Raw genomic sequence first — 13,216 nt, 5'->3', positions numbered from 1 at the left:
GAGGATTAGATAAAAAAGGGGGAAGGCAAAATGGGGAAAACGGTGATTGTTGGGGCAGCAAGAACGCCGATTGGTAAACTCGGGGGTGTCTTTAAAGATGTTAACCTTGCCAATTTAGGCGGGACGGCGATAAAGGCAGCGGTTGAGAGAGCTGGCATTGATCCCGGCGATGTTGAGGAAGTCATATTCGGGAATGTGGTGCAAGGCGGGCAAGGACAAATTCCGTCTAGACAGGCAGCACGGTGGGCGGGAATCCCATGGGAAACCCGTACGGAAACAATTAATAAAGTATGTGCTTCAGGTATGAGAGCCGTAACGCTTGCTGATCAAATTATTCGATCCGGTGATGAAACCTTACTTATTGCAGGCGGAATGGAATCGATGAGTAGCAGCCCGTATATATTACGAAATGCGCGCTATGGTTACCGAATGGGGCATAGTGAATTGGTTGATTTAAATATTGCGGACGGTTTAACTTGTTCCTTTTCAGGTGTCCATATGGGCATCTACGGAAATGAAGTGGCAAGTCAGGAGCATATTTCACGTGAGGAACAGGATCGCTGGGCATTTCGCAGTCATACGCGAGCAGTGGCGGCGCGAAAAGAAGGCAGATTTGATGAAGAAATCGCTCCCGTTGTCGTACCACAGCGAAAGGGAGAACCGCTTGTCATTAGCCACGACGAGGCGCCGCGTGAGGATACATCGCTTGAAATATTAGCTAAGCTAAAGCCTGTTTTTGGTGCGGATGGAACGATTACGGCAGGAAATGCACCGGGATTAAATGATGGTGCAGCCGCGCTCGTATTAATGAGTGAAGAGCGTGCATGGGCAGAGAAGCGCGATGTTATTGCAACGATTGTTGGGCAGGCATCGGTCGCTATGGAAGCAAAGGATTTCCCTCGGACTCCTGGGTATGCTATCAACAAACTTTTAAAGAAAACAGGTAAGAGGGTGGAAGACATTGATTTATTTGAAATCAATGAAGCTTTTGCCGCTGTATCGCTTACTAGTATTGCAATTGCTGGACTCGATGAAGCGAAGGTAAATATAAACGGCGGAGCAGTTGCGCTTGGTCACCCGATTGGTGCAAGCGGGGCGCGCATTATCGTTTCCCTTATCTATGCATTGAAGCGCCGCGGTGGCGGCCTTGGCATTGCTGCTATTTGCAGCGGCGGTGGACAGGGCGATGCGGTTTTAATTGAAGTGAAGGAATAATTTTGAAAACGACCGGCTCATTTAGACTGAAAATGAGCCGGCTATAATTCTATTACTATTTGAAAGGAATGAAGAGATGAACGTTCAAACTATATTCGTAATTGGTGCAGGTCAGATGGGGTCTGGAATTGCACAGGTGTGCGCGATGGCAGGGTATCAAGTAACATTGCAGGATTTAAAGCAAGAGCAGTTGGATAAAGGATTGGCAACGATTACGAAGAATCTCTCCCGCCAAGTAGCAAAAGAGCGCATGACAGAGGAGGAAAAAACAGCGGCTTTAGCGCATATTTCTCCTACACTCGACATTGAAGATGCAAAAACAGCGGATCTCGTCATTGAAGCCGCTATCGAACGAATGGATATTAAAAAACAAATTTTCACGAAGCTTGATGAAATTACGCCGCCACATACGATTCTAGCATCGAATACATCATCGCTTCCGATTACAGAATTGGCAGCTGTTACAAAGCGTCCGGAGCAAGTGATCGGGATGCACTTTATGAACCCGGTTCCGGTTATGAAGCTAGTAGAGGTTATTCGCGGATTGGCTACGACGGATGAAGTGTATCAAACGATTGAAGATATTACGAAAACAATTGGCAAAGTTCCAGTGGAAGTTAATGATTTTCCAGGATTTATCTCGAATCGTATTTTGCTTCCGATGATCAACGAGGCAATTTATACCTTGTATGAGGGCGTTGCATCGAAGGAAGCAATCGATGATGTTATGAAGCTTGGCATGAATCATCCGATGGGTCCTCTTACGCTAGCTGATTTTATCGGACTAGATACATGTTTATATATTATGGAAATTCTTCATGAGGGATTAGGCGATAGCAAGTATCGTCCGTGTCCGTTGCTTCGGAAATATGTAAGTGCGGGATGGCTTGGTAAGAAATCAGGTCGAGGCTTTTACGTATACGAAGGGTAAAATTATTAATCTAGTAAGCGAGGTGAGGCGATTGCAGCTAACGTTTACAGAAGAACAAGTGATGATGCGTTCGATGATACGCGAATTTGCAGAAAATGAAATTTCCCCGTGGATTCCGCGGATGGAGCAAGGGGAATTTCCGAGGCCTTTGCTTCGCAAAATGGGAGACCTCGGTCTGATGGGAATCCCGATTCCGCAGCAATATGGCGGTGCCGAGATGGATTTCATTTCCTACATTTTAGCCATTAATGAACTATCACGTGTGAGTGCCACGATCGGAGTTATTCTTGCAGTACACACTTCAGTAGGCACGAATCCGATTCTGTACTTTGGAACGGAGGAACAAAAGCAAGCGTATATCCCGCGGCTTGCAAAGGGCGAATATTTAGGCGCTTTTGCTTTAACAGAACCTAGTGCGGGTTCTGATGCAGGTAGCTTAAAGACGCGCGCTAAGCAAGTAGAGAATGGCTATGTTCTATCTGGTTCGAAAGTATTTATTACAAATGGTGGTGAGGCGGATACTTATATCGTTTTTGCATCCACAAATCCAGAAGCTGGAACGAATGGTATTTCCGCTTTTATCGTCGAAAAGGGCACGCCGGGTTTATCGATTGGGAAGGATGAACACAAAATGGGGTTAGCTGGATCACGCACAGTGCAGCTAACGTTTGAAGAGATGTTCGTTCCTTCCGCGCAGCTGCTTGGTAAGGAAGGGCAAGGATTTAAAATCGCGATGGCAAATCTGGATGTAGGGCGAATAGGCATTGCAGCCCAAGCGCTTGGCATCGCTGAGGCGGCGCTGCATGATGCAACGCAATATGCAAAAGAGCGTCATCAATTTGGTAGACCGATTATGAATCAGCAAGGGGTTGCTTTTATGATAGCTGATATGGCAACACGCGTGGAAGCTGCTCGCCTTCTTGTCTATCAGGCCGCTTCGCTTCGCGCGCAAAATGCCCCGTGCGGCAAGGAGGCTTCGATGGCAAAACTGTTTGCTTCAAGGGCGGCAGTAGATGTTTCCATTGCTGCGATCCAGGTCTTTGGCGGTTATGGCTATACGAAGGATTATTCGGTAGAACGGTATTTCAGAGATGCAAAAGTATGCGAGATCTATGAAGGAACAAGTGAAATTCAGCAAGTCGTTATTAGTAAATATTTAATTAATCGATAAAAAATGAGGAGGAATTAATAATGCAATTTAAATTAACGGAAGAACATGAAATGATTCGAAAAATGGTACGTGATTTTTCAAATAATGAAGTGGCACCATCAGCAGCAGAACGTGATGAGGAAGAACGATTTGACCGAGCAATTTTTGATCAAATGGCGGGGCTTGGCTTAACAGGTATTCCATGGCCTGAGCAATACGGCGGAATTGGTAGTGATTTTTTAGCCTATGTAATCGCAGTAGAGGAATTGTCACGCGTATGTGCCTCTACAGGAGTAACGTTATCTGCTCACACATCACTTGGAGGATGGCCGATTTATAAGTTCGGTACAGAAGAGCAAAAGCAAACGTACTTGCGTCCGATGGCAGAAGGAAAGAAAATTGGTGCCTATGGTTTAACAGAGCCTGGATCTGGTTCTGATGCAGGCGGTATGCGCACACATGCAAAGCGAGACGGCGATTCCTATATTATAAATGGCAGCAAAATCTTTATTACAAATGGCGGCGTTGCGGATGTGTATGTTGTGTTTGCGGTGACCGATCCTACTTCTAAGCATCACGGCACGACTGCCTTCATCGTAGAGAGCAGTACGCCAGGATTTTCTGTAGGAAAGAAAGAAAAGAAAATGGGCATTCGTTCTTCACCTACAACGGAAATTATTTTTGAAGATTGCCGCGTTCCTTTAGAGAATCGTCTTGGTGAAGAAGGAGAAGGATTCAAGGTTGCGATGCAAACGTTAGACGGAGGACGTAACGGGATTGCTGCACAAGCCGTAGGGATAGCTCAAGGTGCATTAGATGCTGCAGTTGCTTATGCAAAGGAGCGCCACCAATTTGGCAAACCAATCATTGCACAACAAGGTATCGCCTTTAAGCTAGCTGAAATGGCAACACAAATTGAAGCAGCTCGTCTCCTAACATACCAAGCAGCATGGTTAGAATCAGCAGGCCTTCCTTATGGAAAGGAATCTGCTATGTCGAAATTATTTGCTGGGGATACGGCTATGAAAGTAACAACGGAAGCGGTTCAGGTGTTTGGTGGTTATGGATATACGAAGGATTACCCAGTGGAACGCTTTATGCGCGATGCAAAGATCACGCAAATTTATGAAGGTACACAAGAAATTCAAAAGCTTGTTATTTCAAGAATGCTTGCAAAATAATAGCTTTATGCTAGAGGGACTCCCGCGTGAAAAAGTGAAGGTGGTGAGGGAATGATGAAGCACAATGTCCACGCATCGGTGAAGGACGAAGGATTAATCGCGCTTCGCCGCGAGCAGATGATTAAAGGCGCGGTGCATCTCTTTAGACAGAAGGGCTTCCCTCGCACAACGACGCGCGAAATCGCGAGGGAGGCGGGCTTTAGCATTGGGACGTTATATGAGTATATACGAACAAAGGATGACATTCTGTACCTTGTGTGCGATAGCATCTATGACAAGGTACGGTCGCGCCTTGATCAGGTCATTTCAATGGAAAAAGGGAACCTAGAGAGCTTGCAGCTAGCAATTGCAAATTATTTTAAAGTAATGGATGAGCTGCAGGAAGAAGTGCTCATTATGTACCAAGAGGTTCGGTTTCTTCCAAAAGAGTCTCTTTCCTATGTAATACAGAAGGAACTTGAAATGGTAGGAATGTTTGAGAATATTTTAACGCAGTGCGCCTTGAATGGAGAGTTTTCGCTAACCGAGCAGGAGATTGCGATGATTGCTCATAACATTTTCGTGCAGGGGCAAATGTGGGGCTTTCGGCGCTGGGTTTTACAAAAGCTTTATACGCTTGAGGAATATACAGATATGCAGACCAATTATTTATTGCATGGCATTCATATGAAATCATAGGGGGAATGAGCATGACACTTGTGGATGTGTATCGTCCTACGAAGAAAGTGCGATTTGTAACAGCTTCTAGTTTGTTTGATGGTCATGATGCATCGATTAATATTATGAGACGTATTCTCCAATCGAGCGGAGCGGAAGTAATCCATCTTGGACATAACCGCTCGGTAGAAGAAATCGTAAACGCTGCGATTCAAGAAGATGTGCAGGGAATAGCGTTGTCCTCTTATCAAGGCGGTCATGTGGAATATTTTAAATATATGTATGATTTGCTGAAGGAACGTGGTGCGAGCCACATCCGTCTTTATGGAGGCGGTGGGGGAGTTATCATTCCTCGTGAAATCGATGAATTACATGCGTACGGCATTGCGAAAATTTTCTCTCCGGAGGACGGAAGAAATTTAGGGTTACAGGGCATGATTAACTACATGCTAAGAGAATGTGATTATGAAACGCCGTTAGATCTAGCACAAATCGAGCAAGCAACAGATTTAAATATGAATACGATTGCAAAGCTCATCACGGTTGCCGAAGATCATATTGGAAAAGGCAATGAATTGCTTCAATATTTGCCCCAAAGAGAAACAAATGCCCCTGTTCTTGGTATTACCGGTACAGGCGGAGCGGGAAAGAGCTCATTAACAGATGAACTCGTTCGCCGCTTCCTGCATGAATGGGACGAAATAAGAATTGCGATTATTAGTATTGATCCGACGAAGCAAAAAACGGGCGGTGCCTTACTAGGGGATCGCATTCGAATGAATAGCATTCATACATCGCGTGTTTATATGAGAAGTCTTGCAACGCGCGAGTCTCGCACAGAGCTTTCACTTGCAATTCAAGATGCCATTTCAGTTGTGAAGGCTGCTGGCTTTGATTTGATCATTGTGGAAACAAGTGGAATCGGCCAAGGGGATGCGGCTATTACCGAGTTTAGTGATCTTAATATGTATGTGATGACGAGTGAATTCGGCGCACCTACGCAGCTTGAAAAAATCGATATGATTGACTACGCCGATATTATTGTTGTTAATAAGTTTGAACGAAAAGGATCAGAAGATGCACTTCGTCAAGTACAAAAGCAATATCAACGAAGCCATATGTTGTTTGAGCTTCCGTTAGAGGAGATGCCGGTATATGGGACGATTGCAAGTCAATTTAATGATGCTGGGACAAATACAGTATTTCTAAAGTTGGTAGAGTTAATCAATCAGAAGGCACATACAAACTGGGAGCCACTTCATATCAAGCCAGGAAAAGTAGAAAAGCAAACGGTTATTATTCCGAATGATCGGCGCTATTACCTCAGGGAAATCGCACAGGCGGTCCGTGGTTATCATAAGCAAACAAACCAGCAAGCCGAACTTGCAGAGCGTCTCTTTCAGCTAGAAGGTGCACTTCATGTAGTAGCGGAGGCAGGGGATGCAGAGACTGCCGAGACTTTACAAAGAATACAAAACAGCTATGAACAAGAGATTTCTAGCGAAGCAAAGAATATTTTACATACGTGGAATGAAGTAAAAGAAGCGTATGCCGCGGATGAATTTGTTGTAAAAGTACGGGATAAAGAAATTCGTACGCCTATTAAGACCATTACATTATCGGGTACGAACATTCCAAAGGTCGTCCTTCCGAAATATAACAATTACGGGGAAATTGTTCGCTGGGTACGAAGTGAAAATGTACCAGGGTCTTTTCCTTATACAGCTGGTGTATTTCCGTTCAAGCGTGCGGATGAAGATCCGAAGCGGCAATTTGCCGGAGAAGGAACGCCGGAGCGAACCAATCGACGTTTCCATTATTTATGTAAGGATGACAATGCAAAACGATTAAGTACTGCGTTCGATTCTGTGACGCTATACGGAGAAGACCCTTCTCATCGTCCTGATATTTTTGGGAAGATTGGAGAAAGCGGAGTGAACGTGTGTACGCTAGAGGACATGAAGAAGCTATATAACGGCTTTGATTTATGTGCTGCCTCTACTTCTGTGTCCATGACGATTAACGGTCCTGCTCCTATTATTCTAGCTATGTTTATGAACACGGCGATTGATCAACAAATCGATATAGAAGAAAAGAAGCTTGGCCGAATCTTAACACAGGAAGAATATGAACAAGTACGGGCGCAAACGCTGAAAACGGTGCGTGGTACGGTGCAAGCGGATATTTTAAAAGAAGACCAAGGGCAAAATACATGTATTTTTTCTACGGAGTTTGCGCTGCGCCTAATGGGAGATATTCAGCAGTACTTTATTGATCATCAAGTGCGTAACTATTATTCGGTTTCTATTTCTGGGTATCACATTGCCGAAGCGGGAGCGAATCCGATTTCCCAGCTTGCGTTTACCCTTTCCAATGGTTTTACGTATGTGGAATATTATTTAAGCCGCGGCATGAATATCGATGATTTTGCACCGAATTTATCCTTCTTTTTCAGCAACGGTTTGGATGCGGAATATACCGTGATTGGCCGCGTGGCACGCCGCATTTGGTCGGTTGTTATGAAGGAGAAGTACGGGGCGAATGAAAGAAGTCAGAAGCTGAAATATCATGTACAAACGTCTGGACGCTCCTTGCATGCCCAGGAAATTGCGTTTAATGATATAAGAACAACATTGCAGGCACTTATGGCCTTGCAGGATAATTGTAATTCACTTCATACGAATGCCTATGATGAAGCCATTACAACGCCAACGGAGGAATCGGTGCGGCGGGCGATGGCTATTCAGCTCATCATTACGAAAGAGCTTGGACTTTCGAAAAATGAAAATGCATTGCAAGGATCCTTTATTGTCGAAGAGCTTACAGATCTTGTAGAAGAAGCTGTACTTGCGGAATTTGATCGTATGAATGACCGAGGCGGTGTTCTTGGTGCGATGGAAACCCAATATCAGCGTGGGAAGATTCAGGAGGAGAGCATGCATTATGAAATGCAAAAGCATTCGGGTGAGCTTCCTATCATTGGTGTGAATACGTATTTAAATCCTTCTCCTGCAAGCGGAGAAGATGTGAACAATATGGAAATTGCCCGTGCCTCCTATGAAGAAAAAGAAACACAGATTACGAATTTACAAGTGTTTCAAAATCGAAATGCAGATCAATTGAAAGAAGCGTTAGACCGGTTAAAGCAAGTAGCAATCGCTGGGGGTAATATTTTTGAGGAGCTCATGTATACGGTAAGAGTTGCGAGCTTGGGACAAATAACCCGCGCATTGTATGAGGTTGGGGGCCAATACCGCCGCAATATGTAGCCATTTGCCTTAGCGGTTAGGCATGATTTTAGAAAATAACGCAACCAGGACTATGTATCTCCTGGTTGCGTTATTTCTATTTCTCTTTTTTGTAGCATAAAGCAGTATGAATTGTTTATAATGAATAGTATGTATTTTTTTAAACAGGCCTTATAATGGGTATGGACGATTAATGAGGGAAAGGAAGTGTCTTACACGTGAATCTAGAGCAATATTCACCTGAAGAGCTAAAAGAATTATCAATGATTGAGCTTGCCTTTGTAATACTAGAAAGTAAGAAGCAAGCTACATCATTTCAAGAGATCGTTAAGGAGATGACCGGATCACTTGGCTATTCGAAAGAAGAGCTGACTTCAAGACTATCTCAATTTTATACAGATTTAAATATTGATGGACGGTTCATCTGCATGGGAGAAAACACGTGGGGACTTCGCGCTTGGTATCCGTACGAACAAATTGATGAAGAAGTACTGCCACAACCAAAGCCGAAGAAGAAGCGTAAGAAAGAAGAAGTTGAGGATCCAATCGTATTGGAAGATGACTTCGACGATTTGGATGAACTAGATGAACTGGATGATATTGATGATGTAGAAGAAGATGATGATGACTTCGTTGAAGAAGAGGAATTAGATGAAATTTTTGACGAAGACGATGATGTAGAAGAAGATGAATTAGAAAAAGCAGCTGTCTTTGTCGAAGAAGATGACGAAGATTTAGATGAAGATGACGATAAGGTAGAAAAATTGTAACCTTGACTTTTTAGAACAGTCTATGTAGAATCATTTTTGGGCTCTTTAAAAAAATGAGTAATGATGTACGTTTTATATAGAAAGAAGATAGCTCCCTACTAGAAGATTAGGGAGTTTTCTTCTTTTTTTGTTTAGATAGTTGAAAATACCTAACAATAAAACAGACTGCTCCTCATGTACGTTACTTGTTGTAGCGTTTCATATAAACAACACCAATAAGGGGGAACTTTTGTGACGAAGTATATTTTTGTAACTGGCGGGGTAGTATCATCTCTTGGAAAAGGGATTACCGCTGCATCTTTAGGGAGACTCTTGAAAAATAGAGGATTAAGTGTAACGATTCAGAAGTTTGACCCGTATATTAACCTAGACCCAGGAACGATGAGTCCCTATCAGCATGGTGAAGTATTTGTAACAGATGATGGTGCGGAAACGGACCTTGACCTTGGTCACTATGAACGCTTTATTGATATTAATTTGAACAAATACAGCAACGTAACGACTGGGAAGGTATACTCCTCCGTGCTGCAAAAAGAGCGCCGCGGTGATTATTTGGGCGGAACGGTACAAGTTATTCCACACATTACAAATGAACTGAAAGAACGTGTCTATCGTGCTGGGAAAGAAACGAATGCAGATGTTGTTATTACTGAAATCGGCGGAACAGTAGGAGATATCGAATCTCTTCCATTCCTTGAAGCGATTCGCCAAATTAAGAGTGATATCGGACGCGAAAATGTGATGTACATTCACTGTACGCTCATTCCGTATATTAAAGCTGCTGGCGAAATGAAAACAAAGCCAACGCAGCACAGTGTAAAGGAACTTCGTAGCCTAGGTATTCAACCAAACATTATTGTCGTTCGTACAGAAAAGCCTGTTTCTCAAGATATGAAGGATAAGATTGCTCTTTTCTGTGATATTGATAAAAATGCAGTGATTGAAGCACGCGATGCGGATACATTGTATGAAATTCCTTTGGAACTTCAAGCGCAAAATATGGATCAAATCGTTTGTGACCATTTACAATTGGATTGTAAGCCTGCTGATATGACAGAGTGGAAAGCTCTCGTTCAAAAGGTACGTAATTTATCTAAGAAAACAACCATTGCTTTGGTAGGGAAGTATGTTGAATTACAAGATGCTTATCTTTCCGTTGTAGAAGCACTTCGTCATGCTGGCTATGCGTATGATAGTGACATTGACGTGAAATGGATTAACGCAGAACATGTAACATTAGAAAATGTAAAAGAACTTATTGGCGATGCAGATGGTATTCTTGTACCAGGTGGCTTTGGTGACCGTGGTATTGAAGGAAAAATCGTTGCTACACAATTTGCTCGTGAAAATAACGTGCCATTCCTTGGTATTTGCTTAGGTATGCAACTTGCTTCTGTTGAATTTGCACGTAATGTACTACAAATGAAGGAAGCTCATTCTTCTGAATTTAACAGTGAAACAAATTATCCGATTATCGACCTTCTTCCAGAGCAAAAGGATATAGAGGATATGGGTGGGACGCTTCGCCTTGGCTTATACCCATGTAAAATTACAGAAGGTACGAAAGCGTATGAAGCATATAACGAGCCTGTTGTATACGAACGTCATCGTCATCGTTATGAATTTAACAATCAATTCCGTCCGCAAATGGAACAAGCAGGATTTATTTTCTCAGGTACAAGCCCTGATGGTCGTCTTGTTGAAATCGTTGAATTACAAGATCATCCATGGTTTGTTGCATCTCAGTTTCATCCAGAATTTGTTTCCCGTCCAACACGTCCGCAGCCACTTTTCCGTGACTTCGTGCATGCAGCAATGGTAAATAAGGAAAGTAAATAATAATAAAAATCGTCATCCTTTGTACAGGATTAGCCGTACAAAAGGTGACGATTTTTTTAGTCTTCCTCGTATTCCTGTAAAATTTCCTTTATTGTAAACGTGAGGCAGTAGTAGGAATAGAGGGCGACTATCAGACTTGGAAAGCCGTATCGCACGCCATCTTCATTTGGAATGAGTCCGTATAATAATTTCGTATCAATATGAAAGTCCGTATACTGTTCTAATGATTCCGTTCCTTTAGTAAGCGCAGAGATGCCGACAACCAAGTGCCCTTGTTGCTGCAGCGTTTTAGCAAGTAGTAGGGCAGATTCATCGGTTGAAAAGCGGCTAATGATGAGAATACGATCCTCCATGCTAATGGAAGACAAATCCTCCGTAGGTAGCATTTTTGCTCCTTGAAGTGGTTCTTGGCCGTAAAGAGCCTCAAGTACCACTCCTTGCATTTCTGCTGCGCCGTATAGGTAGATGGATCTACCAGCAATGAGCGCTTGTGCGAGAAGACGGGCACTATCTTCTATATTCATTTCTTCCTGCTGCGTTATTTTTGTAAAGATGCCTTGAAGTTGTGTGGAAAATATTTTCACTAATTTGTATGCTCCTTTCCTTCTTCTTGTTTATTATATAAAATTTCACTGCTGGATAAAAATTAGTAAACCGCGTCGCATGGCAAGCAGGAAAACATTTAGAATATATAGAAGTAGGACATTAGGAAAAAAGTAGAAAACTTACAAATGGGGATAAGGGAGTTGGTGGAAAATGAACGAGAAAATTTTAATCGTCGATGATCAGTACGGAATTCGTATCTTGCTTAATGAAGTATTTCAAAAAGAAGGATACCAAACATTTCAAGCGGCAAACGGGTTTCAAGCTATTGATATCGTTGTAAATGATAAACCAGATTTAATTGTCCTTGATATGAAGATTCCTGGAATGGACGGTATTGAAATACTAAAGCGTGTGAAACAAATCGATAAATCGATTAAAGTGATATTGATGACAGCTTACGGTGAGCTGGATATGATACAAGAAGCGAAGAAACTTGGGGCTCTCATGCACTTTGCAAAGCCGTTTGATATCGATGAATTACGACAAGCGGTTCGCGAGCAAATTATTATTAGTGCATAGTGTGACAAATTTAGAAAAAATATTTTGAAAAAGCGTTTTCATCGAATATATGTAAAGGTATAGCTGTTGAGTTTTCCAAAACAAGTTGGTATCCTATTGAGTGTAGTAGGAAGTCCAATAGGTTGGATACATAATTTTTTTGTATCTAGTTTAAGCTAATGTAGAACGAAACGGACAAAAAAATGTTCTAGGAGGATTTAACATGCCTTTAGTTTCTATGAAAGAAATGCTAAGTAAAGCATTAGAAGGTAAGTATGCAGTAGGTCAATTTAACATTAACAACTTGGAATGGACACAAGCTATTTTAGCTGCCGCTGAAGAAGAAAAGTCCCCAGTTATCCTTGGTGTATCTGAAGGCGCTGCTCGTCACATGAGCGGTTTCAAAACTATAGTAATGATGGTTAAAGGTTTAATGGAAGATATGAAGATTACAGTTCCTGTAGCAATCCATTTAGACCATGGTTCAAGCTTTGAAAAATGTAAAGAATGTATCGATGCAGGTTTTACATCTGTAATGATCGATGCTTCTCATCATCCTTTTGAAGAAAACGTAGCAATCACTTCAAAAGTTGTAGAATATGCACACGCTCGTAATATTTCTGTAGAAGCTGAATTAGGTACGGTTGGCGGACAAGAAGACGATGTTATTGCTAACGGTGTTATTTATGCAGATCCTGCTGAATGTGCAGAACTTGTAAAACGCACAGGTATTGACACGATGGCTCCAGCTCTTGGTTCTGTTCACGGTCCTTACAAAGGTGAACCAAACCTAGGCTTTAAAGAAATGGCAGAAGTTCGTGACGCAACTGGAGTACCATTAGTACTTCACGGTGGTACTGGTATCCCTGAAAAAGATATCAAAAAAGCAATCTCTTTAGGTACATCTAAAATCAACGTAAACACAGAAAACCAAATTGTATTTACAAAAGTGGTTCGTGAAGTTCTAGGCAAAGACAAAGAAGTTTATGACCCACGTAAATATATGGGACCAGGACGCGAAGCAATCAAAGCAACTGTTATTGGTAAAATTCGCGAATTCGGATCTAACGGCAAAGCATAATAATTTTATAAGATTGGAAACCGTCTACTCTTTTAGACGG

11 protein-coding genes are annotated in these 13,216 nt (G+C 42.4%); 10 read left to right on the top strand and 1 reads right to left on the bottom strand.

Features of this window, described 5'->3' with window-relative positions; translation table 11 throughout:
* Positions 1–30: 30 nt before the first annotated feature.
* From ACAN53_RS13795 to ACAN53_RS13760, 8 genes are all read left to right on the top strand, one after another.
* Complete coding sequence (locus tag ACAN53_RS13795) at positions 31–1,215, top strand: acetyl-CoA C-acetyltransferase (RefSeq protein WP_379970696.1); 1,185 nt, start codon at positions 31–33, stop codon at positions 1,213–1,215.
* A gap of 76 nt (positions 1,216–1,291) precedes the next feature.
* Positions 1,292–2,146, top strand: coding sequence for a 3-hydroxybutyryl-CoA dehydrogenase (locus ACAN53_RS13790; RefSeq protein ID WP_379970695.1), 855 nt, complete (start codon positions 1,292–1,294; stop codon positions 2,144–2,146).
* A gap of 31 nt (positions 2,147–2,177) precedes the next feature.
* Positions 2,178–3,317, top strand: a complete 1,140-nt coding sequence (locus ACAN53_RS13785) for an acyl-CoA dehydrogenase (RefSeq protein ID WP_379970871.1) — start codon at positions 2,178–2,180, stop codon at positions 3,315–3,317.
* Between the two features lie 20 nt (positions 3,318–3,337).
* Positions 3,338–4,477 (top strand): acyl-CoA dehydrogenase, encoded by a 1,140-nt coding sequence (locus tag ACAN53_RS13780; RefSeq protein ID WP_379970694.1) that lies wholly within the window; start codon positions 3,338–3,340, stop codon positions 4,475–4,477.
* Positions 4,478–4,528: 51 nt separating this feature from the next.
* Entirely contained in the window at positions 4,529–5,155 is a 627-nt protein-coding gene (locus ACAN53_RS13775; RefSeq protein ID WP_379970693.1) for a TetR/AcrR family transcriptional regulator, read from the top strand.
* Between the two features lie 11 nt (positions 5,156–5,166).
* Positions 5,167–8,403: a fused isobutyryl-CoA mutase/GTPase IcmF gene (gene icmF / locus ACAN53_RS13770; protein WP_379970692.1), complete on the top strand. Its 3,237-nt coding sequence runs from the start codon at positions 5,167–5,169 to the stop codon at positions 8,401–8,403.
* 197 nt (positions 8,404–8,600) lie between these two features.
* Positions 8,601–9,152 (top strand): DNA-directed RNA polymerase subunit delta, encoded by a 552-nt coding sequence (gene rpoE, locus ACAN53_RS13765; RefSeq protein WP_379970691.1) that lies wholly within the window; start codon positions 8,601–8,603, stop codon positions 9,150–9,152.
* Between the two features lie 231 nt (positions 9,153–9,383).
* Positions 9,384–10,991, top strand: coding sequence for a CTP synthase (locus tag ACAN53_RS13760; protein ID WP_379970690.1), 1,608 nt, complete (start codon positions 9,384–9,386; stop codon positions 10,989–10,991).
* Positions 10,992–11,047: 56 nt separating this feature from the next.
* Here the strand turns inward: ACAN53_RS13760 and ACAN53_RS13755 are convergent, their stop codons facing one another.
* Positions 11,048–11,575, bottom strand: coding sequence for a DUF2529 family protein (locus tag ACAN53_RS13755; RefSeq protein ID WP_379970688.1), 528 nt, complete (start codon positions 11,573–11,575; stop codon positions 11,048–11,050).
* Positions 11,576–11,747: 172 nt separating this feature from the next.
* Here ACAN53_RS13755 and ACAN53_RS13750 point away from each other — a divergent pair, with 172 nt between their 5' ends.
* Together ACAN53_RS13750 and ACAN53_RS13745 are read left to right on the top strand one after the other, a co-directional pair.
* Positions 11,748–12,116 carry a response regulator gene (locus ACAN53_RS13750; protein ID WP_379970687.1) on the top strand — a complete coding sequence of 123 codons (369 nt, stop codon included), beginning with the start codon at positions 11,748–11,750 and terminating at the stop codon, positions 12,114–12,116.
* Between the two features lie 202 nt (positions 12,117–12,318).
* Positions 12,319–13,176 carry a class II fructose-bisphosphate aldolase gene (locus ACAN53_RS13745; protein ID WP_379970686.1) on the top strand — a complete coding sequence of 286 codons (858 nt, stop codon included), beginning with the start codon at positions 12,319–12,321 and terminating at the stop codon, positions 13,174–13,176.
* Positions 13,177–13,216: the final 40 nt, after the last annotated feature.

It is taken from the genome of Ectobacillus soli, from assembly GCF_042610425.1.
In the GTDB taxonomy this organism is placed as follows: domain Bacteria; phylum Bacillota; class Bacilli; order Bacillales; family Bacillaceae_G; genus Ectobacillus.
The sequence above is the reverse complement of the archived record's forward strand: the minus strand, read 5'-3'. Positions and strand labels throughout refer to the sequence as shown.

What these genes read in the sequence shown, in the direction of transcription:
- ACAN53_RS13750 (WP_379970687.1), top strand. Translation starts at nt 11,748, where the DNA reads ATGAACGAGAAAATTTTAATCGTCGATGATCAGTACGGAATTCGTATC.
- icmF (WP_379970692.1), top strand. Translation starts at nt 5,167, where the DNA reads ATGACACTTGTGGATGTGTATCGTCCTACGAAGAAAGTGCGATTTGTA.
- ACAN53_RS13775 (WP_379970693.1), top strand. Translation starts at nt 4,529, where the DNA reads ATGATGAAGCACAATGTCCACGCATCGGTGAAGGACGAAGGATTAATC.
- ACAN53_RS13795 (WP_379970696.1), top strand. Translation starts at nt 31, where the DNA reads ATGGGGAAAACGGTGATTGTTGGGGCAGCAAGAACGCCGATTGGTAAA.
- ACAN53_RS13780 (WP_379970694.1), top strand. Translation starts at nt 3,338, where the DNA reads ATGCAATTTAAATTAACGGAAGAACATGAAATGATTCGAAAAATGGTA.
- ACAN53_RS13745 (WP_379970686.1), top strand. Translation starts at nt 12,319, where the DNA reads ATGCCTTTAGTTTCTATGAAAGAAATGCTAAGTAAAGCATTAGAAGGT.
- ACAN53_RS13790 (WP_379970695.1), top strand. Translation starts at nt 1,292, where the DNA reads ATGAACGTTCAAACTATATTCGTAATTGGTGCAGGTCAGATGGGGTCT.